This is a genomic window from Pelistega sp. MC2, assembly GCF_900099475.1.
Lineage (GTDB): Bacteria > Pseudomonadota > Gammaproteobacteria > Burkholderiales > Burkholderiaceae_B > Taylorella > Taylorella indica.
This window is the reverse complement of sequence record NZ_LT628276.1, coordinates 91,673-110,432: the sequence shown is the minus strand read 5'-3', so window position 1 is coordinate 110,432 and position 18,760 is coordinate 91,673. Positions and strand designations below refer to the sequence as shown.

Genomic DNA, 18,760 nt, shown 5'->3' with positions numbered 1-18,760 from the left:
AAAATTCCTCAACATAAGAGGATTACGACTCAAACTGAGATATTCCGTTTTCTAGACAATAGGTGGAAAAAAATTCCTCAACATAAGAGGATTACGACCCATGGCTTGGAGTGGTGTGGGTACCCTCTAAGGGTGGAAAAAAATTCCTCAACATAAGAGGATTACGACTTGCGGTATGTTCTAACCAAAGAAGCCGTACCTTGTGGAAAAAAATTCCTCAACAAGAGGATTACGCCTCCCATGAAAAAACTAGAAAGTCTAGTTTTGAATGAAAGAAAACTCCTCAGTATAATAGGATTACGATATAAAAAGTCTTAGAATTCTAAGATTTTGGCTGTGTGAAAGAAAATCCCTGAACATAAGAGGATTACGACCTTATGTAGTCAATTTTTAGTAACGCTAAAAAACGAATAGTTTGTAAACAGTCTATGTGCTTTTAGTGTATGATGAGGTATAGGTAGGCTTTTTTGGGGAGGTTCCTATGTTAAGCGTATCTTCTACTGTCGCTGTCTTGGCAGCGGCGAATGCTAGTCGTAATAAGAATGCTAGCCGTCATAAAACAGTTGAACCACAAGAAATTGAACACTTAACTGAGTCAGAACTTTTAAATGAAGCAGGTAAACCTCTAAATGAAACTGAACGACGCATTAAAGAAGTAGATCTTCTCCTCAAAGAGTTTCGAGAAAAAGAGGCAAAACAAGATGGTGGAGATATTGTAGTCACTATTATGATGATAATCTTTATTTCTATCCTCCTCTTAGGGCCTGTTATCTTAAGTTTTATTTTTTTCTAAGTACTCTCTTTTTCATTGCCCACAAGCTCTAGCTCTAATGATATCGTTAATCCTATTCATTTAGCTTGTGGGGTATGTGTTCACTAACCATTTAATCAGCTTAATGATAGTTCTTATATCTTAGGAATGAATTATGAACAAACAAACATTTATAGAACAGTTTCAAGCATTTCTAAAGGAAGCACAGCAAGACCCAGAGTACTTAGCCAGTATGGGATATCTAATTATTGAGACAGCGACAGCAGTAAGCTTAAAAGCAAATGCCAATGTACAAGCTATGGCACGGACGAAGTTAACTAATGAAGAAATAGAAGAGTTATTACATGATGAGATGAATGCCTTGCCATTCTATGTGCCAGACAATGTACGCCAACGAGTAATACCTAATGTTAAAGCCGCCGTATTTACTCATCAAGCTATCCAAAAAGCACTGGGTCGTCCGATAGAAGATGCCACTGACGAGGATGATGAGTAATAATCACCAGATTGCTTTAGATGTCATCATTATCTCAGTACTATTATATTTACCCAGATTGTAAATTTCCTTAGTTAATGGGTGCTCTTTTTTAGATGACACTTACCCAAGCAGATATTACCTAACCTGTCTCACAAATTTGTGTGACTATAAAAATTTGTCAGATTACCTCATACTACTCTTGTAGTGAAAACTGTGAATCCCTTTAAGCATAAAAGGAGTAGTGTGATGACAAACGTTTTATCAGCCAAAGCAAGAGCTATTAAAAATATTGTTCACAAACGTGGTATTAGACAGCTTGTTCATTTTACCCCTGTGACCAATTTATCCTCCATACTTGTCAATGGGTTATTGACAAGAGAGGTATTAGAAGACTCTCCAATTTTGACATTTGATTTTAATATTCCTAAGCGGTTAGCAAGCTATCCAAATAGTATCTCCTTATCTGTTATGCATCCCAATCAAAATATGTTTTCTAATTATAGATATAAGAAAGGTGGTGATTGGGTTGTGATTGAATTAGATCCGAGTATCTTGTGGGAAGAAAAGTGCTCTTTTTATCCTTGCAATGCAAGTGGTACAACTGAGGTGATGAATAAAGAGAACACAAATCGTCATACTGCTTCGGCATTTAGGGAGATGTTTCATAAAGAGGATAGGGCGTATTATCTGCAAGATAATGACCCTACTGATGAGCAAGCAGAAGTATTAGTGTTCACGGAGCAAATATCGGTGAATAAGTTTTTACGGATTAACGCTGAAAATCATTGGCAATATCTTCAGTTGTGTCAGCGCTATAGGGAATATAAACGACTGTTTACCTATAACCCACTGTTTTTTTGGAAGCGTCAAAAAGTACGTGAAATGGCTGTAAATGATATAAATTATGGTTATCCCGAAATCGCATAATTTATTATGTAAATATAAATCTTCGTCTATTCGTTTTAGGAAAATTTCTTAGGCGTAATACAAGGCATAAATAAATTTTGGCATCAAAAATAGTAGTGAATTAATTAAAATAACGACAAATTTGTTGTGCTGTAAATATATGTTCTTCTTTGCCATACTTATAACTTAAGTGATTAGTAGCTTAAGTTACTTAAGGAAATAAAAACTGAATTTTGTGTTAATAATGGTTTTGGAGAACGTATGTTTGTATTAATAGCTTTGGTCATTGCTGCCTTTTTCTTCCCTCCTTTATGGGTAGCCGTGATTATATGGTGGTTTTATTGGTCAAATCTTACTGCAAAGAGAGCGTATGAGGCAATTAAATATGCACTGATGTATATGATCTCAAATAATCGAAGTACCGGTAATGTAAAAATTAGCATGAGGTTAGTTAAACTCGCTTTAGAGGAAGCGAATTTACCTATCAATGAAGTAAGTTACTTGGGTGAGATGACAATTAGAACTATTATTCATTTATCACCCGGTGCAGATGTCTGTGTTATGTTTCGGTCGTTACCAGATAAAAAAGGCACTCAAATTTCGATTGTTATGCCAGATGATGATGAGGAGGATGAAGTGTTTTAAGCGTATTTTTAGCAGATAAGGGTAAACCAGCTATATGTGTAGCTGTTCTTATGATCGTATTTTATATTATTTAAATTTAAAGTAAGGAGTTGATGAAGATGCCTTTGCTGTTTATCTTTGGTCCTGTTTTATCATGGGTTGTGCTAATTGTTATTGTTGCATTTTCGGCAACATTAATCTTTAAAATAGGTGATTTTTTAAGCCAATTACAGCAAAAAATTTTTAAGAAAAAACGTGATTTTTGGTACGGTCAATAAATTAATTCTTTAGTATTGCCCTATCAAGAGAAACTTTGCTAATGAGTAGGTAACGTTGTTGGGGCTGTTATTGATTTTTAAATATAAGATAGCTCTGGTGTAGCAGAGGCATAATGTAAATTTGTTGTATGATTATTTTTTTCTAAAGCCTCTTTCAGGAATACTCAACAATGATGGTTTTTACTCCACTTACTTCCGCAGAAATTGCACAAATCAAAGCGACACTAGGACACTTGCCTATTTCTGGTAGTGCGTGGCCGAAGTGGGTCAAAGGTGCGGCTATAGTGATGTTGGTATTGATTGTTGTGCAGTATGTGTTAACGGTAGATAGAGTGGGGATTGATCAGCTCAAAAATCTTGGTGGAATCACAATGTTGGTTGTGTTTATTGCACTGGTGGTAATGACCTATTTTATGAGTATTTCTACCACGACTATTAGTGAGCAAGGTATTAAACAAAGTTGGATAACCAAGCGTGAAGTGAGTTGGGAAGAGGTTACTTTTGCAAAATTTGTGCCGATGTTGGCCTCTAAACGGTTAATGGTATTTGTAAAAAAAGGTCGCCCGGTGATTTTTCAAGGGGCAGACCAAGAATTACAAGTTGCTTTTGCTCATATTTCTTTGCAATTTAAACAAAGACAGCTTTAGCGTTAGTGCATAGGGTCGAAGTGTGTAGTGACACTGAGTACATTACCTTTTGCTTTTAGACGGTTAATGGCTAATAAAGCAATATCATGTGCTTCTTTAATACTCATAGATCCCGGGAAGTCCAAATGCACATCAATATGAATAAAATCAGCTGATTTCCGTGTTTTGAAATCATGAAAGGACACAATACCTGGTGTCTCTTGAAGAATGGCTCTTAACGTATTAATTTCCTCTTGGGTTGCCGCATGGTCACTCAAATCATGAATAGAGTTCCAGGTAAACTTTAATCCCATATGGGCAATCATTGCACCGACAATCAGTGAGGCAACAATATCAGCCCAACTAATCCCTAATAAATTAGCACCAATCGCAAAAAGAACAATAAGAGAGGACAGCGCATCTGAGCGTGCATGCCATGCATTGGTAATAAGCATAGTGGAATTAACGCGTTTGCCTATGGCGAGCATATAACGAAATAGGAGCTCTTTGGCAACCACTACAAAAACAGCCACAATCAGAGCATAGTAGTGCACTTGAGCAACTGAGTCCGTATGATTAAAGAGACGATCACCTGCATGCCAAATCATGCTTAGTCCAATACCAATGAGTAATAAGCCAATAAAAAGACTAGCAATATTTTCAAACCGATAATGCCCATATTGGTGTGTATCGTCTGATGGCATATTTGAAAACTTATTCGCAATAAGAACAGCAATGTCTGATACAAGATCGGAGAGCGAGTGGATAGCGTCCGAAATCAAACTACTGGACGATGCAAAGATACCAATAACGATTTGTAAAATACTAAGTAGTAAATTCACAATTACGCTGACCCATGTTGAATGGGATGCTGCGGCTTGCTTGTCTGAAAGTATAGCGTCCGTCATGACTAATCTTAAGAAAGAGTGAATGAGTTATTAATTTACCGTAAATCCATTGGAGAAAGTAAGAAAACGAGTCAATAAAGGCAAATCGTAATGTAGAATTATTCTCAGAAAATTGGAGGTCATATGAAACCATTAAAAATAGTCTTTGCAGGTACCCCTGAATTTGCACGCTTGGCGTACAAAGCCATTTTAGATGCAGGGTTTGATGTTCCACTTGTGATGACGCAGCCTGATAGACCAGCGGGTAGGGGGATGAAATTACAGGCTAGTCCTGTTAAGCAAGAAGCCCTAGTACAAGGTGTTGAGGTGATTCAACCATTAAGTTTACGCTTAGATGGTAAGTATCCTGAAGAGGCAGCACAAGCCAAGAAAGTATTAGAGTCGTTACAACCAGATGTGATGGTAGTGGCTGCTTATGGTCTGATTCTGCCACAATGGGTGTTAGATTTGCCTAAGTATGGTTGTTTAAATATCCATGCAAGTTTGCTGCCACGTTGGCGAGGAGCAGCTCCAATTCAACGCGCTATTGAAGCAGGTGATGAGCAAACAGGTATTGGTATTATGCAAATGGCAATTGGGCTAGATACGGGTGATGTTTTATTAGAAAAAACACAAAAAATAGATATGCAAACAGCTGCACAATTGCATGATCAATTGGCTCAACTAGGTGCGCAAGGTATTGTGGACGTATTAAAACAATTGGGTACAGGAAAACTGACGCCAATTCCTCAATCAGAAGAAGGGGTGACATATGCCGCAAAATTGGAAAAGTCTGAGGGTAAACTTTCTTGGGATTTACCGGTATTAACTTTATGGCGAAAAATTCGTGCGTTTAATCCTGTGCCAGGTGTGGTATTGCCTTTACCGGGATTGGATGAGCCTGTTAAGGTTTGGCAAGCACAGGTACTTCATCAAACGGTAAATGTAGCACCAGGGACTGTCGTGGCAATGAGTGCAGAGGGTATTGATGTAGCCGCGGCAGATGGTGTGTTGCGTATACAAGAATTACAAAAAGCAGGAGGTAAGCGTCAAATAGCACGAGATTTTATTAATGGTTGGAAAGGCTAAATCAAGTCTTCCAACGTTAATTGGATCGTATCGTAAAAAGTAAGCTTGCCAAATAAATATAAAATAAAGAAATAAAGCTAAAAAAACGAGACTTGCTCAATCAATAACAAGTCTCGTTTTTTACATTGACCACTAAAGATATATGATTATCGTTATTTAGGCAGATGCTTTCACCGCTAGAATATCCGCATATAAATCATATTCATCAGCTTCTGTGACGATTGCTCTTACCATATCACCAGGCTTAACACTGATATCTTTATTTAAATAAACAATCCCATCAATTTCGGGGGAGTCGGCAGCAGAGCGACCAAATGGGTAGCCATCTTCGTCAATCTCATCGACTAAAACATCAATTTCTTTACCTACTTTATTCTGTAGTCTAGCCGCAGAAATGGCTTGTTGGTGTGCCATAAAGCGTTCCCAACGATCTTGTTTCACTTCTTCGCTGACTTGGTCAGGTAGGTCATTAGCGGCTGCGCCTTCTACATCTGAATATTTAAAACATCCTACACGGTCAAGCTGCGCCTCAGTTAGCCAATCTAATAAATATTGGAAATCCTCTTCTGTTTCGCCCGGGAAACCCACGATAAAAGTAGAGCGAATGGTTAAGTCTGGACAGATTTCACGCCATTGTTTAATACGAGCTAAGGTTTTATCCTCAAAAGCAGGGCGTTTCATTGCTTTTAGGATTTTTGGGCTAGCATGTTGGAAAGGAATATCTAAATAAGGTAGGATTTTGCCCTCTGCCATTAATGGAATAACCTCATCCACATTAGGATACGGATAGACATAATGCAAGCGCACCCAAACACCCAATTGCCCTAGAGCTTCGGCTAATGATGTCATTTTGGTTTTGATAGGACGTCCTTCCCAAAAATCCATACGGTATTTCATGTCCACACCATAGGCGCTGGTATCTTGAGAAATAACCAATAATTCTTTAACACCCGATTTAACAAGTCGCTCAGCCTCTTCCATAACTTCCCCTACAGGGCGACTAACAAGGACGCCACGCATACTTGGGATAATACAGAAGCTACAGTGATGATTACATCCTTCAGAAATTTTGAGATAGGCATAATGGCGAGGAGTTAATTTAATCCCTTGTGGTGGAACTAAGTCTACAAAAGGATTATGGTCTATATTTGGAGGTACAACCTCGTGTACAGCGCGCACCACTTCTTGATATTGTTGTGGACCACTAACAGAGAGGACGCTCGGGTGAACCTTACGAATCGTATCCTCTTCTACACCCATACAGCCAGTTACGATAACCTTACCATGCTCAGCAAGTGCCTCACCAATAGCATCCAATGACTCTGCTTTTGCGCTATCAATAAATCCACAGGTATTGACGACCACAACATCCGCACCGTCATAAGAGGGCGATATTTCATAGCCTTCTTTACGTAATTGAGTCAAAATTCGTTCGGAGTCAACAAGTGCTTTTGAGCAACCTAAACTTACAAAACCTACTTTAGGAGCGGCAGGAGTCGTCATAAAAAACCTTCATTATGAAAATAAAATTGAGTGAGTATTATTTTAGCAAGTAATTTGCACCAAAAAATTGTCCTTGAGGCAAAATGCTAAACTACAGGGGTATTCCATCGCTTATCTTTTACTTTATGTTAGTTTCTAATCAATCGAGTCCATCAGTACCTCTCTGTCAGGTGTTATTCCATGCGTCTAATGCTGTTAAGCAAGTATTAGCAGGTCAGTCATTAACAGAGTTTTTGGAAAGTGTGCCTAAAGAACAAAAATCTGCGGTGCAATCAATTAGTTTTTATTGTATGCGCCATTTGTTGTCGTCTCAGAAATTAAGTCAGCAACTATTGACTAAAAAAGCGCCCAATTCCTTAGTATATGCACTATTACTAGTGAGCTTGTGTTTATTAAGTGTTCCCAAACGACATGCTAAAGCGTTAGAGTTAGATCAGTTGGATGAGTCAGTCCCTTTTTATCAGGCGTTTACTATTGTGGATGAGACTGTTAAGGCAACCCAATTACACAAAAAATCTGCCGCTTTTAAAGGCTTGATAAATGCTTGCTTGCGACGCTATGTACGAGAAGAAGATGCACTATGGTCGTTGTTGAAGGATGATGAGGAGTGTCAATTTAATTATCCTAAATGGTGGATTCAGTTAATTAAAAAAAGTTATCCAACTCAATGGGAGAATGTGCTGAATGCGGCTAATTTGCCCGGTCCTTTAACACTACGAGTAAATCGCAAGAAAATACGTCGAGAAGAGTTTTGTCAGACATTAACGGAGTCTGGGATTGATTATCAGCTCTATGGTGAAGATGCTGTGATTTTAAACAAGGCAATGCCAGTTCAAGCTATTCCTGGCTTTGAGCAAGGTTTATGTGCTGTACAAGATGCGGGCGCACAATTAGCAGGTACGCTGTTGCCAGTTAAAGATGGCATGCAGGTATTAGATGCGTGTGCTGCGCCTGGAGGAAAAACAGCCCATCTATTAGAAAGGGCGGATATTTATATGACAGCCGTGGATATTGATCAGAAACGCTTAAGTCGTGTGGAGCAAAATTTAAAACATTTGGGTCATTATAGTGATAAAGTGAAATTGCTTAGTGAGGATGTGTCAGATGTATCAGCATGGTGGGATGGTAAGTTGTTTGATATGATTATGGCAGATGTTCCATGTACGGCTTCAGGGATTGTGAGAAGGCACCCTGATATTAAATGGTTACGTCAAGAAAGCGATATTCAAAAAACAGCAGACCTACAGCGAAAAATTGTTAAAAATCTTTGGCAGACATTGAAGCCTGGAGGATATTTTCTGTATATCACCTGCTCCGTTTTTCCTCAAGAAGGGGAACAGCAGGCTCAGTTTATTGAGCAAACATTTGCTGATGCTTGTCGCTTAGAAGCGCCTGGTCAGTTATTGCCTTTGGCAACGGTTGATAATCCACGTCCATTGCAGGATGGTTTTTTCTATGCATTATTCCAGAAAAAATAATAATTTCTTAACTAGAAACAGTTATAGATACGATGTACTAACTAGTCTATCGGCTTTTCAAAAGGCGTTTATAGTCTTATTGCTAATGCTATCATTCAGTTGGATGACGGTTGCTAATGCGAATAATGAATCTCAAGCACGCTTTAAAGAGATTCAGATTCAGTCTGTAAATCCTCAAAGCATCGCACTTAAATTGGATATGGAGTTGTTATTAAGCTCAGAATTACAAGTAGCGTTGAATAAAGGGATGCCATTATTTTTTACCTTGGATTTCAAAGTATATAAGCCTAACAGTTATTGGTTTGATACGCTTAAGTTAGAAGCCTCGCAAACCTCTGAATTGTGGTACAACATGTTATTGAGGGAGTGGAAAGTTAAGCAAGAGCAACACGAATATAAGGCATTTTCATTTGATGAGGCACTTCGGTATATTACGCATATTGATAACTGGACGATTGAGACAAAAGAGCAAATGCCAACACAGCAGGACTATATAGGCAAGATTAGGTTGCGTTTAGATACGTCCTTATTGGCAAGACCCTTTCAAATAACAGCTATTCATAATAGTAGTAGCGCTTGGTCATTTTCAACATCATGGAAAAAATTCGATTTTCTTTTATCAGACAAAAAATTCAATTAGTACTGAAATGGGTATTTCGCATATGGTTACTCCTTGCGGGCGTGGCTATTTTTGTCTTGTTATCCTTGCTGATTGGTTCAGCTGGAAATACGTCGCGATTTGCTGAGCAGTTTGATATCTTATTGTTGTTAAACGGTGTTCTGGCTTTGGCATTATTAGCCTGGGTCATTAGTTTAGTTTTAGGTATTGTTAAACAGATTCGTAAGAAAAAATTTGGTGCTAGACTGACATCCAGATTTGCCTTCTTTTTTGCGATGATTGCAATTATTCCTGGCGTCATTATTTATCTATTATCCGTACAATTTATGTCGCGCTCTGTGGAGTCATGGTTTAATGTAAAAGTTGATAGCGCACTTGAGTCGGGACTTAATTTAGGGCAAACTTCGTTAGAAACGATGAAGGAAGAGCTGCTAACAACGACTAGACGGTTAGCCACTAATTTAACTAATGTTCCAGATAATGAATTATCGTCTGCATTGAGTCGATTGCGTGAGGATTCCCAAACAGCCGATGCGCTAATTTTTTCTGCGAATGGCAATAAAGTAATTGCCTTTTCATCCTCTACATTTGGTTCTTTGTTACCACAATTACCACCTTCTACTGTTCTCAATCAATTACGTATTTCTCGTCAGTATGTGAATACAGAAGAGGTATTGATGGAAGGGCAAGACCAAAATAGACCGAATTATCAAATACGGGTAATTGTGCCATTGTTCTATACAGGTAATCGGTTAGAGGTAGCGTTGAGTGGGAATAATGAACCTCATTGGTTACAACTAACACAGAGGGTTCCAGAAACATTTGCCAATAATCTCAATGAGGTGCAAATAGGCTACCGTAATTATGAAGAATTAGCACTGTCAAGAGAAGGGATTAGGCAACTGTTCTCAATTACGTTAACGATGGCATTGCTATTAACCGTGTTTGCTTCCCTGGGGATTGCTTTATGGCTAGCCAAACGAATGGTAGAGCCACTATTAACGTTAGCAGAGGGAACGCAAGCGGTCGCTGTAGGTGACTATCGTCGTATTCCTGAACCCAAACAAAGCGATGAGGTTGGACAATTGAGCCGCTCGTTTAACTTGATGACGGCGCAACTTGAAGAAGCTCGTAATCAAGCTGAAAACAGTCGTTTGCAATTGCAGAGCACTAACCTTTATTTAGAAAGTGTTCTTGAGGGATTGACTACAGGTGTTATTGTGCTTAATCATGATTTTTCCGTCAATATGGTTAACCAAGGTGCACAGAATATTCTTCATGAAGATTTGTCTGATTTGATAGGGTTACCGATTGGGGCCAAAGCTAATTTGGACGAGTTTGCGAATGTTATTCAGCGTGCTTTTGCATCACATGCTGTTGTAGATTCAGAGCGCTTATATTGGCAAGAACAAATTGAATTATCTCTTAAAGAAGATGAAGGACATACTCGTGATTTGACTTTGTTGCTCAGAGGGACTCATTTAAAAAATGCTGATAATGCCTTGAATTATTTACTGGTATTTGATGATATTTCAGAGGTTATCTCGGCTAACAGAGCGGTAGCATGGGGTGAGGTAGCAAGACGATTGGCGCATGAAATTAAAAACCCGCTAACACCTATCCAACTATCAGCAGAGCGGATTCAGATGAAATTATCACCAAAACTGGATGAATCAGATAGTCAATTTTTGGATCGTTTAGTCAATACTATTGTCAATCAAGTATTCTCCTTAAAAACAATGGTGGATGACTTTAGAGAGTATGCACGTACCCCGCCAGCACAATTTCAATCAGTTAATGTGAATGAGTTGATTACCGATATTGCCGTGTTGTATGGATGGACACCAGAGGGGTATGTGGATGAACTGATTTATAGACAGATTAAATTGGAGTTGGATCCTAATTTGCCTTTGGTCGAGGCTGATACGACACAGTTGCGTCAAGTATTTAATAATTTATTGTCAAATGCTCGTGATGCTATGGAGGGTTTAGTACTTGAAGGTGATAAGCCTGGTGTAACCATAGAAACTAAAACAACGGTATTAGAAAATTCGTTGATGCCTAATCAAAAAGCAGTATTAATTACGATCAAAGATAGAGGGCCGGGGTTTCCTCCAAATATTATGCAAAAGGTTTTTGAACCATATGTCACCACAAAAGCACATGGAACTGGTCTAGGTTTAGCAATTGTGAAAAAGATTGTGGAAGAGCATCATGGAAAAATTGATATATCGAATATGAAAGAAGAAGGGGCAAAGATTTCTATTCTTTTGACACGTATTATCGAAAATTCATAAAGTGCTTTTTGTTATAATCAAAAAAACAACACTTTTTTCGGATGGTTAAATTGTTTGGCTATCCTAAGTGTCTGTGTAGTCGCGTGAATAACCATAGATAGGTAGGTGCGTTATGGCCAGAATTCTGGTAGTAGATGATGAAATTGGTATTCGTGAGCTCTTGCAAGAAATTTTATACGAGCAAGGGCATACAGTAGAGCTAGCAGAAAATGTCGCTCAAGCACGTGCTGCTCGCCTAAACAGCAGACCGGACCTCGTTCTACTTGATATTTGGATGCCTGACGCAGATGGTGTTAGCCTATTGAGAGAGTGGAGTTCTCAAGGGTTATTGGATATGCCAGTGATTATGATGAGCGGTCATGCGACGCTTGATACTGCCGTAGAAGCAACACGTATCGGTGCAGCCGATTTCTTAGAAAAGCCTATTACGTTGGCCAAGTTACTTGCCACTGTACAGCAGGTCTTACAGCGTCCAGTAATTCGTTCTATTCAACCACAAGCGCCAGTACATCAACCAGTTTACACAAACAATCAAGTTAATCCATCGGTAGCACCTATACAAAATACGGGTGGATATGGTGTTAATCGTCCTGCCTTAAATACGCCAGTGACAGCACCAGTTGCCAATTCTGTGGCAAATACAGTAATAACGACAGAAGATGCTATTCGTCAAGGTTATTTAGGTAGTATTCCTTTAGATCAACCTCTGCGAGATGCGCGAGATGAGTTTGAGCGAGTATATTTTGAATATCACTTACAACGTGAAAATCATAGTATGACTCGTGTTTCTGAGAAAACTGGTTTAGAGAGAACCCATCTGTATCGCAAACTTAGACAGCTTGGCATCGATTCTTCTCGCAAACGTAACGCGTAATTTTACTTTTCCTTACTATGAAAATTCTGCTAATTGGTGCAGGACGTGTAGGCTCTAGTGTAGCTGAAAATCTTGTGTCTGAGAAAAACGACATCACGATTGTTGATACGAATAAAGAGCAGTTGAGATATTTACAGGAGAGATTTGACTTAAAAGCAGTCTATGGCGATGCTTCTTCTCCTGACGTGTTAATGCAAGCAGGTGCCGAGGATACGGACTTATTAGTATCTTGTGCAGCGACAGATGCTGTTAATCTAGTCACCTGTAAATTAGCTAAAGATCTTTTTAATATTCCTCGTTGTATTTCGCGTATACGAGGCGTTTATTATGCTCAACATCCTGAGGTATTACAAGAACATTTTGGTGTTGATTCTATTATTAGTCCAGAAGCGAGTGTCACTCAATATTTACAGGGCTTGATTGAATTTCCTGACGCACTACAAGTAGTACATTTTGCTGATGGTAAGGTAAGTATTGCGATTATTAAGATTGGTAAACGTAGTACTTTATTAGATTATCAAATTGATAAAAACCACTTGAATTTGCCTCAAGGTAGAGGGCGAATCTTAGAATTAGTGCGTAATGGTGAGTCATTACCTTTAGATAGATTGTTTAATCTTAAAGTTGATGATGAACTTGTCTTAGCCATGGATACCACTGAGGCTGTCAAGGCGATTTCAAAGTTTAATAAAGAGAAAAAACGTACTCGCTCAGTAATGATTACTGGTGGAGGCAATATTGGATCACGATTGGCATTAGCATTATCGATAGCTGGTTATAACGTGCGAATTATTGAGCAAGATAAGGCACGTTGCGAGCAGCTTGCCGCCAAATTACCTGAAAATGTATTGGTTTTATATGGTAATGGTACGGATGAGTCGTTATTATTAAGCGAAAATATTGATGGCATGGATGCTTGGGTCGCTGTGACCAATGATGATGAGGATAATATTATGTCTTCATTATTGGCAAAACGCTTGGGAGCTCATAAAGTGATTGCCTTAATTTCTCGTCAAGCATATGGTGAATTAATGCAGGGCAGTATGATTGATGTTGCCGTATCACCGTCACAAGCAACAATTGGGGCGCTATTGCATGAGGTTAGACAAGGTGCCATTGTCAGAGGACATCGTTTACGTCGAGGGGAGTCAGAGGTTATTGAATTTGAGGTGATGGGTGATGAGCATAATTCAGCTGTTGTTGGTAAGCGTGTAGAGGATATTCGTTTGCCGAGCTCATCGCGTATTGCGGCTATTTTACGAGAAGAGGCTATTATTATTCCTCAAAATGATACCGTCATTGCGACAGGGGATCATGTGATTGTGTATGCAGCAAATCGCTCAACGATGAAACGTATTGAGAAGTTGTTCCAAGTTTCAGCGATGTTCTTCTAGGATGCAATCGTGAAACGGATATTGTATATATTTCATAGCCTTGGATTAGTGACCCTGTGTTGGTCACTCATTTTAGTGTTGCCATACATTTTTTCGCTTATTTTTCAGGATGGATGGGAAACTAATTTCCTCTATGCTATTGGTATTACAGCCCTAGCAGGTTTATTAATGGTGATTATTGGCTCACCATTCAAAAGAGAATTACGTTTACGTGACGGTTTACTGTTAGTGGTAATGGTATGGGTATGTTTCCCTTTGATTGGTGTTATTCCATTTGTGCTTCCCTATCACCCGGGGGATTTTTCTTTAAGTTTTACCCATGCTTATTATGAAGTAATGTCTGGTCTCACTTCAACAGGGGCAACTATTATTCCAGATGTAACTCATTTGCCTAAGTCAATTAATGCTTGGCGACATACCTTGATTTGGTTTGGTGGCATGGGTATTTTAGTGTTGGCGGTAGCGATACTTCCTCTATTAGGGGTGGGGGGATACCAGGTTTATCGTGGGGAAGTTGCTGGTCCAATGAAAGAGGAAAAATTAACGCCACGTATCGCAGGAACGGCGAAAATACTGTATACAATTTATATTTCCGCTTCTCTTCTATGTGTCATATGCTATCGTCTTGCTGGTTTAGAGTGGTTTGATGCGTGGTGCCATGCAGGATCTACGATGGCATTGGGCGGCTTTTCAACATATTCCAGTGGTTATGCCGATATCAATAATACAAAAGCTGAGTGGGTGGCTTGTTGTTTTATGTTATTTGCAGGCATTAATTTTGCAACACACTTTACTGCATTTAGACAGCGAAGTCTAAAAGCGTATGTGAGAAGCCCAGAGGCAATCCCATTTTTGCTAGTAGTACTATTTAGTGCGACAATTATTAGTAGTTACTTATTTTTGTCGGGCTATTATACGGATATTACAACAGCCTTTAGGTATGGTTTTTTTAATACAATTTCATTAGCAACAACGACTGGTTTTGCTAATGCAGATTATTCCTTATGGCCAATTGGCTTACCTATTTGGATGCTGGTATTGAGTAATTTCGCCAGTTCTGCAGGATCGACTGGTGGTGGTGTAAAAATGATTCGAATAATCATTTTGCTAAAGCAATTTGGCATTGCGTTTAAACAGTTAATACATCCTAATGGCGTATTCCTTTTGCTCGTGAAAGGTAAAATTATCGATAAATCAGTAACAACCGCTATTTTGTTGCATCTAATTCTTTATACATTATTAATTATTTTGGGTGTGTCTCTATTACTGATTGCGGGATTAGATTATGCGACGGCAATTTCAGCTATTCTAGCAAGTATCAGTAATGCTGGTCCGGGGGTGGGGCAAGTTGGTCCAATGAGTAGCTATGGTAGTTTAAACGATTTTGCTATTTGGGTATGCACATTTATGATGCTAGTTGGTCGGTTGGAATTATTCACCATATTAGTGATGTTCGCCCCCGTGTATTGGCGTAAGTAGAAATAGTGATAAAACAAAGAAAGGGTTTTTCAAGAAATATTGAAAAACCCTTTTTTATCATAGGGATAAGTCATTAACGTCTTAATGCTTGCTGATATGACTAAATCCCACCTTCAAAACCAGTTTGTCGCCATGCTTCATAAATAGTAACAGCAACAGCATTGGAAAGATTTAGACTACGAGAGTTTGCTTGCATGGGTAAACGAATAGCCGCCTCTAGACCAATAATCTCCCATTCTTCGGGTTTTAATCCGGCTGTTTCTCGTCCAAAAATAAAACAGTCTCCTGCTTGGAATGCTATTTCTCCGATACGTTTTTTCCCTTTTGTGGAAATAGCAAAAACACGGCTTTTAGGGGCACCAGTTGATTCAATCGCTTCTTGTAATGAGTCATGTACTTTTAAGGAGGCATATTCATGATAATCCAAACCAGCACGTCGCAATCGCTTATCATCAAGGGAAAAAATAAATGGACGTACTAAATGAAGCTGTACGCCTGTATTAGCCGATAAGCGAATGATATTGCCTGTATTGGCAGGCATCTCAGGAGAAACTAAAATAATGTGAAACATAATAAATTAAGTAGTTATCGTTCTAGCAATGACTATTGCCTGTACATTTTGTGCTCCCGCTGCAAGTAAGGCACGCGAGGCACTTTCTAGGGTACTGCCTGTCGTTAAAATATCATCTATTAATATGACGTCAGTGTAATTAACACGACGAGAACAATAATATTGATCACGACTACTTACAAAGCGATCAAGGCGAGATAGCGTTTTTTGATCGGCATTGGCTTGTTGGCGACAGCGTAAAGTGCTTAAATCAAGTTGACATTGTAATTTCTTAGCCAGACTTTTAGCAAATAGACTAGCAGGATTATACGCTCTTTTTTTAAGAGAGTTTTTCTTACTAGGAATTGGTATTAGTACCGTGCGCTTATCAGGCAAGTGATTCTTTTTTATTAATTGTTCGAAGATTAACTGAGCAAAACAAGTGCTTAAATGGGTTTGTCCATTATTTTTAAAGCGTAATACTAGGCTATCTAAAGGGGGTGCATAATCAAATGCAGAATATACGGTCAGCGACAAATGGTAATAGTGGCAATTATCACACAAGCCTTTGTCATTGAGAGGTAGTTGACAATAGGAACAACGGGGAGAGTGATAGTGAATGCTTGCCAAAATATCTTCTTTACAAGCGTAACAAAACTGCCCTAGCGTAGCACTTTCTCGACAGAGAGGACAAACCCCTTTAACTAAATTATTGAAAATATTCACTATCTCAACCGTAGATGAAAGGATAAATTTACAATAGAGCCTAAGCGATAAGCTACAGATTATCAACCTTAGGAAGATAAAAATGTCCTTCTCCAATATGCCTACTAGTTCTATACAGTTTCTCCCTATTAATCCTAAGCACGTAGCACAGCAATTTAGTCGTCGCAAAAAATTAGAGGGGGCAAGATTTATATTGGATGAAATTGCAAACCGCATGCTAGAGCGATTGCAATATATTCGTTTAGAGCCGAATACATTAATTGATATGGGGTGTGGTCCTGGTTATCGGGTAAAGGCTTTGCAAGCACGTTATCCGAATGTACATTATATTGGTGTTGATAGTTGTCATGACTACATTGATGAGGCAAATAATAGTTTAGGTTCAAAAGGTTTTAATGCATTAATTAATAAAATTATTGCTAAAAAGCAACCAAGTTTTTTACTTAAAGATATGGCTGATACTGGTTTGGCACCAGAGTCTGCGGAATTAGTCTGGTCAAATTTGGCATTACATTGGCATCCTTGTCCAGAATATGTCATCAAGGAATGGCGTCGACTATTAACGGTGGGTGGACTATGTATGTTTTCTTGTTTTGGCCCTCATACATTGATAGAGCTTAGGGAAGCAATGATTCGAGCTAATCTTAAAACACAAATGATGAGTTTTGTCGATATGCATGATTTTGGGGACATCATGCTAGAGAATGGTTTTTTAGATCCCGTGATGGATCAAGAAATGATTACCTTGACCTATAAAACACCTGAAAAATTATTGGCTGATGTGTATAGCTTGGGTGGTAATCCAAGTGTACAAAGAAGTAATGGACTTAAGGGGCGAGGTTGGTATGAGAAACTATTAAATAGTCTTGAACAAGGGCGTAAAGCTGACGGTATGTTGCACCTTACATTAGAAGTAGCGTATGGTCATGCCTGGAAAAGTGGCACCATAAAAGGGAATATACCTGGAGAAACAAGAGTCTCTATCCATAGTATCGGACGTATATAAACGTATATTGGGAAATATGAACTTCCAATCGTATTTAGTTTTATATTGCCGGTGTTAGGCGAGATTCGTAGTCAATAATTAATTCTTTAAAGTCGTCAATTGCTGTTTTTCGAGTCCCTAAGAAACTTGAGAAACCAAGAGCACTTTGATCGCCTAATTGAATACCTTTGATTTCTTCATTCTTCAGAATTAAGCATACATCCCATGCAAACTCAAATCCTATATATAGACGAACCCAATCAATCAGTTGCTGACTGTTTTCGTGGTTAGGTAGAAAGCTATTAAATTTTTGCTGAGAGAGCGGGCCAAGCAATAATCTAAACTTATGCTGAACATCTTTGATTTGGCTTCCAATGACAGCAAAAGAGCCTAAACTACAGTCACCATTAAGACGAAATTGTTGATGTTCAGGAATCTTAATCCATTGTGGAATATATTCTTGTAAACGTACAGGGATATTAAAGTAACGGCGTAGTATTTGAATCAGTCCTTCAGGGTTTCTCGTTTGTCGAGTTAAATGCCCAGAGAAGTAAAACTTAGTATAGTCATCAATACTATCCCTATTACGACTAGAATTAAACCCCAATCCGATAAGACTGGCGATGTGACGAGAAAAAGATTCGTCTTTTAACTCTATGTTAATAGTGCTTTGTGCATTTGCCCAAGCTCTATAAAAAAGAGAGATTAAGCGATGATGAAAAATATCCGCAAAGGCAGAGAGGGTTGCATCTTTGTGGTGAAAAATTCGCTCTCGTACATATTCCGTGATATGAAGGGGTAATGGACCGTTAGGTCCAAATAGACCGAAGCCAAGTAAAGAAATATTAATCGTATTACTGCCGTCCTTACGACTTACATTGGTAAGGTTAGAGGGAGCAAACGACATGGAGGGTTCTTGGCGTAAACGAACAGGCTCATGACTAGGTTGGCTGTTACGACCAACAGGTTTTCTCAATTGATAATAAGCATCAATTGACCGCATGACATGATAGAAGTTGTAATTGTATGGAAAAGATTGTAAGTCTTCCCAAAATTTTTCAGGTAACTCTTTTTTTATCGTCGTCATCTTAAACCTCAATAAGAAAGCTATCTTAACAGATGAAAAAGACAATAATATTTCATATTCGTAACAAAATTAGTAATAAGACAAGTTTAATAATTGTCATAAAATAAT

General features: G+C 38.6%; 19 protein-coding genes and 1 CRISPR repeat array (1 of these 20 only partly in view). Of the genes, 14 read left to right on the top strand and 5 right to left on the bottom strand.

Annotated elements, in window-relative coordinates:
- Positions 1 to 374: direct repeats of the CRISPR family, unit length 36 nt; unit sequence GTGGAAAAAAATTCCTCAACATAAGAGGATTACGAC; it reaches 358 nt to the left of the window's first position.
- A gap of 107 nt (positions 375 to 481) precedes the next feature.
- From BQ4443_RS10905 to BQ4443_RS10885, 6 genes are all read left to right on the top strand, one after another.
- The gene (locus BQ4443_RS10905) at positions 482 to 793 is read left to right on the top strand and encodes a hypothetical protein (RefSeq protein WP_071059074.1); all 312 of its coding nucleotides are present in this window, start codon (positions 482 to 484) and stop codon (positions 791 to 793) included.
- A gap of 133 nt (positions 794 to 926) precedes the next feature.
- Positions 927 to 1,268, top strand: a complete 342-nt coding sequence (locus BQ4443_RS10900) for a hypothetical protein (protein ID WP_071059073.1) — start codon at positions 927 to 929, stop codon at positions 1,266 to 1,268.
- 228 nt (positions 1,269 to 1,496) lie between these two features.
- On the top strand, positions 1,497 to 2,177 hold the full coding sequence (locus BQ4443_RS10895; protein WP_071059072.1) for a DarT ssDNA thymidine ADP-ribosyltransferase family protein: 681 nt from the start codon (positions 1,497 to 1,499) through the stop codon (positions 2,175 to 2,177).
- Positions 2,178 to 2,417: 240 nt separating this feature from the next.
- Positions 2,418 to 2,801 carry a hypothetical protein gene (locus tag BQ4443_RS10890; RefSeq protein ID WP_071059071.1) on the top strand — a complete coding sequence of 128 codons (384 nt, stop codon included), beginning with the start codon at positions 2,418 to 2,420 and terminating at the stop codon, positions 2,799 to 2,801.
- Positions 2,802 to 2,899: 98 nt separating this feature from the next.
- The gene (locus tag BQ4443_RS12490) at positions 2,900 to 3,058 is read left to right on the top strand and encodes a hypothetical protein (protein ID WP_176752477.1); all 159 of its coding nucleotides are present in this window, start codon (positions 2,900 to 2,902) and stop codon (positions 3,056 to 3,058) included.
- 170 nt (positions 3,059 to 3,228) lie between these two features.
- Positions 3,229 to 3,705: a hypothetical protein gene (locus BQ4443_RS10885; protein WP_023952592.1), complete on the top strand. Its 477-nt coding sequence runs from the start codon at positions 3,229 to 3,231 to the stop codon at positions 3,703 to 3,705.
- A 2-nt stretch (positions 3,706 to 3,707) separates the two neighbouring features.
- Here the strand turns inward: BQ4443_RS10885 and BQ4443_RS10880 are convergent, their stop codons facing one another.
- On the bottom strand, positions 3,708 to 4,592 hold the full coding sequence (locus BQ4443_RS10880; RefSeq protein ID WP_071059070.1) for a cation diffusion facilitator family transporter: 885 nt from the start codon (positions 4,590 to 4,592) through the stop codon (positions 3,708 to 3,710).
- Between the two features lie 123 nt (positions 4,593 to 4,715).
- Between BQ4443_RS10880 and fmt the strand changes: the two genes are divergently transcribed.
- Positions 4,716 to 5,660: a methionyl-tRNA formyltransferase gene (gene fmt, locus BQ4443_RS10875; RefSeq protein WP_023952588.1), complete on the top strand. Its 945-nt coding sequence runs from the start codon at positions 4,716 to 4,718 to the stop codon at positions 5,658 to 5,660.
- Between the two features lie 156 nt (positions 5,661 to 5,816).
- Here the strand turns inward: fmt and rimO are convergent, their stop codons facing one another.
- Complete coding sequence (rimO, locus tag BQ4443_RS10870) at positions 5,817 to 7,163, bottom strand: 30S ribosomal protein S12 methylthiotransferase RimO (protein WP_023952586.1); 1,347 nt, start codon at positions 7,161 to 7,163, stop codon at positions 5,817 to 5,819.
- Between the two features lie 125 nt (positions 7,164 to 7,288).
- Here rimO and rsmB point away from each other — a divergent pair, with 125 nt between their 5' ends.
- From rsmB to BQ4443_RS10840, 6 genes are all read left to right on the top strand, one after another.
- Positions 7,289 to 8,641, top strand: a complete 1,353-nt coding sequence (rsmB, locus tag BQ4443_RS10865; RefSeq protein ID WP_071059069.1) for a 16S rRNA (cytosine(967)-C(5))-methyltransferase RsmB — start codon at positions 7,289 to 7,291, stop codon at positions 8,639 to 8,641.
- An 85-nt stretch (positions 8,642 to 8,726) separates the two neighbouring features.
- Positions 8,727 to 9,281: a DUF4390 domain-containing protein gene (locus tag BQ4443_RS10860; protein WP_176752476.1), complete on the top strand. Its 555-nt coding sequence runs from the start codon at positions 8,727 to 8,729 to the stop codon at positions 9,279 to 9,281.
- Entirely contained in the window at positions 9,236 to 11,557 is a 2,322-nt protein-coding gene (locus BQ4443_RS10855) for a sensor histidine kinase (protein ID WP_071059067.1), read from the top strand. The genes BQ4443_RS10860 and BQ4443_RS10855 overlap by 46 nt, the downstream gene beginning before the upstream one ends.
- A gap of 112 nt (positions 11,558 to 11,669) precedes the next feature.
- Positions 11,670 to 12,431 carry a response regulator gene (locus tag BQ4443_RS10850; RefSeq protein ID WP_023952578.1) on the top strand — a complete coding sequence of 254 codons (762 nt, stop codon included), beginning with the start codon at positions 11,670 to 11,672 and terminating at the stop codon, positions 12,429 to 12,431.
- Positions 12,432 to 12,448: 17 nt separating this feature from the next.
- A complete protein-coding gene (trkA, locus tag BQ4443_RS10845; RefSeq protein WP_023952576.1) occupies positions 12,449 to 13,825 on the top strand; it encodes a Trk system potassium transporter TrkA in 1,377 nt (458 codons plus the stop codon).
- A 9-nt stretch (positions 13,826 to 13,834) separates the two neighbouring features.
- Positions 13,835 to 15,304 carry a TrkH family potassium uptake protein gene (locus tag BQ4443_RS10840; protein ID WP_071059066.1) on the top strand — a complete coding sequence of 490 codons (1,470 nt, stop codon included), beginning with the start codon at positions 13,835 to 13,837 and terminating at the stop codon, positions 15,302 to 15,304.
- Positions 15,305 to 15,404: 100 nt separating this feature from the next.
- Here the strand turns inward: BQ4443_RS10840 and BQ4443_RS10835 are convergent, their stop codons facing one another.
- Both BQ4443_RS10835 and BQ4443_RS10830 read right to left on the bottom strand, forming a co-directional pair.
- Positions 15,405 to 15,875, bottom strand: coding sequence for a tRNA (cytidine(34)-2'-O)-methyltransferase (locus BQ4443_RS10835; RefSeq protein ID WP_071059065.1), 471 nt, complete (start codon positions 15,873 to 15,875; stop codon positions 15,405 to 15,407).
- A gap of 6 nt (positions 15,876 to 15,881) precedes the next feature.
- Positions 15,882 to 16,580, bottom strand: coding sequence for a ComF family protein (locus tag BQ4443_RS10830; RefSeq protein ID WP_023953180.1), 699 nt, complete (start codon positions 16,578 to 16,580; stop codon positions 15,882 to 15,884).
- An 82-nt stretch (positions 16,581 to 16,662) separates the two neighbouring features.
- On the opposite strand from BQ4443_RS10830, the gene BQ4443_RS10825 reads away from it, so the two are divergent.
- On the top strand, positions 16,663 to 17,586 hold the full coding sequence (locus BQ4443_RS10825) for a methyltransferase domain-containing protein (protein ID WP_023953182.1): 924 nt from the start codon (positions 16,663 to 16,665) through the stop codon (positions 17,584 to 17,586).
- A 40-nt stretch (positions 17,587 to 17,626) separates the two neighbouring features.
- On the opposite strand, the gene tssG is transcribed toward BQ4443_RS10825, so the two are convergent.
- Entirely contained in the window at positions 17,627 to 18,652 is a 1,026-nt protein-coding gene (tssG, locus tag BQ4443_RS10820) for a type VI secretion system baseplate subunit TssG (protein ID WP_023953184.1), read from the bottom strand.
- Between the last annotated feature and the right edge of the window lie 108 nt (positions 18,653 to 18,760).

Coding starts and splice junctions, on each gene's coding strand:
- BQ4443_RS10825 (WP_023953182.1), top strand. CDS start 16,663: ATGTCCTTCTCCAATATGCCTACTAGTTCTATACAGTTTCTCCCTATT.
- trkA (WP_023952576.1), top strand. CDS start 12,449: ATGAAAATTCTGCTAATTGGTGCAGGACGTGTAGGCTCTAGTGTAGCT.
- BQ4443_RS10905 (WP_071059074.1), top strand. CDS start 482: ATGTTAAGCGTATCTTCTACTGTCGCTGTCTTGGCAGCGGCGAATGCT.
- fmt (WP_023952588.1), top strand. CDS start 4,716: ATGAAACCATTAAAAATAGTCTTTGCAGGTACCCCTGAATTTGCACGC.
- tssG (WP_023953184.1), bottom strand. CDS start 18,652: ATGACGACGATAAAAAAAGAGTTACCTGAAAAATTTTGGGAAGACTTA.
- BQ4443_RS10885 (WP_023952592.1), top strand. CDS start 3,229: ATGATGGTTTTTACTCCACTTACTTCCGCAGAAATTGCACAAATCAAA.
- BQ4443_RS10860 (WP_176752476.1), top strand. CDS start 8,727: ATGCTATCATTCAGTTGGATGACGGTTGCTAATGCGAATAATGAATCT.
- BQ4443_RS10855 (WP_071059067.1), top strand. CDS start 9,236: ATGGAAAAAATTCGATTTTCTTTTATCAGACAAAAAATTCAATTAGTA.
- BQ4443_RS10890 (WP_071059071.1), top strand. CDS start 2,418: ATGTTTGTATTAATAGCTTTGGTCATTGCTGCCTTTTTCTTCCCTCCT.
- BQ4443_RS10900 (WP_071059073.1), top strand. CDS start 927: ATGAACAAACAAACATTTATAGAACAGTTTCAAGCATTTCTAAAGGAA.
- BQ4443_RS10835 (WP_071059065.1), bottom strand. CDS start 15,875: ATGTTTCACATTATTTTAGTTTCTCCTGAGATGCCTGCCAATACAGGC.
- BQ4443_RS10850 (WP_023952578.1), top strand. CDS start 11,670: ATGGCCAGAATTCTGGTAGTAGATGATGAAATTGGTATTCGTGAGCTC.
- BQ4443_RS12490 (WP_176752477.1), top strand. CDS start 2,900: ATGCCTTTGCTGTTTATCTTTGGTCCTGTTTTATCATGGGTTGTGCTA.
- BQ4443_RS10880 (WP_071059070.1), bottom strand. CDS start 4,592: ATGACGGACGCTATACTTTCAGACAAGCAAGCCGCAGCATCCCATTCA.
- BQ4443_RS10895 (WP_071059072.1), top strand. CDS start 1,497: ATGACAAACGTTTTATCAGCCAAAGCAAGAGCTATTAAAAATATTGTT.
- rimO (WP_023952586.1), bottom strand. CDS start 7,163: ATGACGACTCCTGCCGCTCCTAAAGTAGGTTTTGTAAGTTTAGGTTGC.
- rsmB (WP_071059069.1), top strand. CDS start 7,289: ATGTTAGTTTCTAATCAATCGAGTCCATCAGTACCTCTCTGTCAGGTG.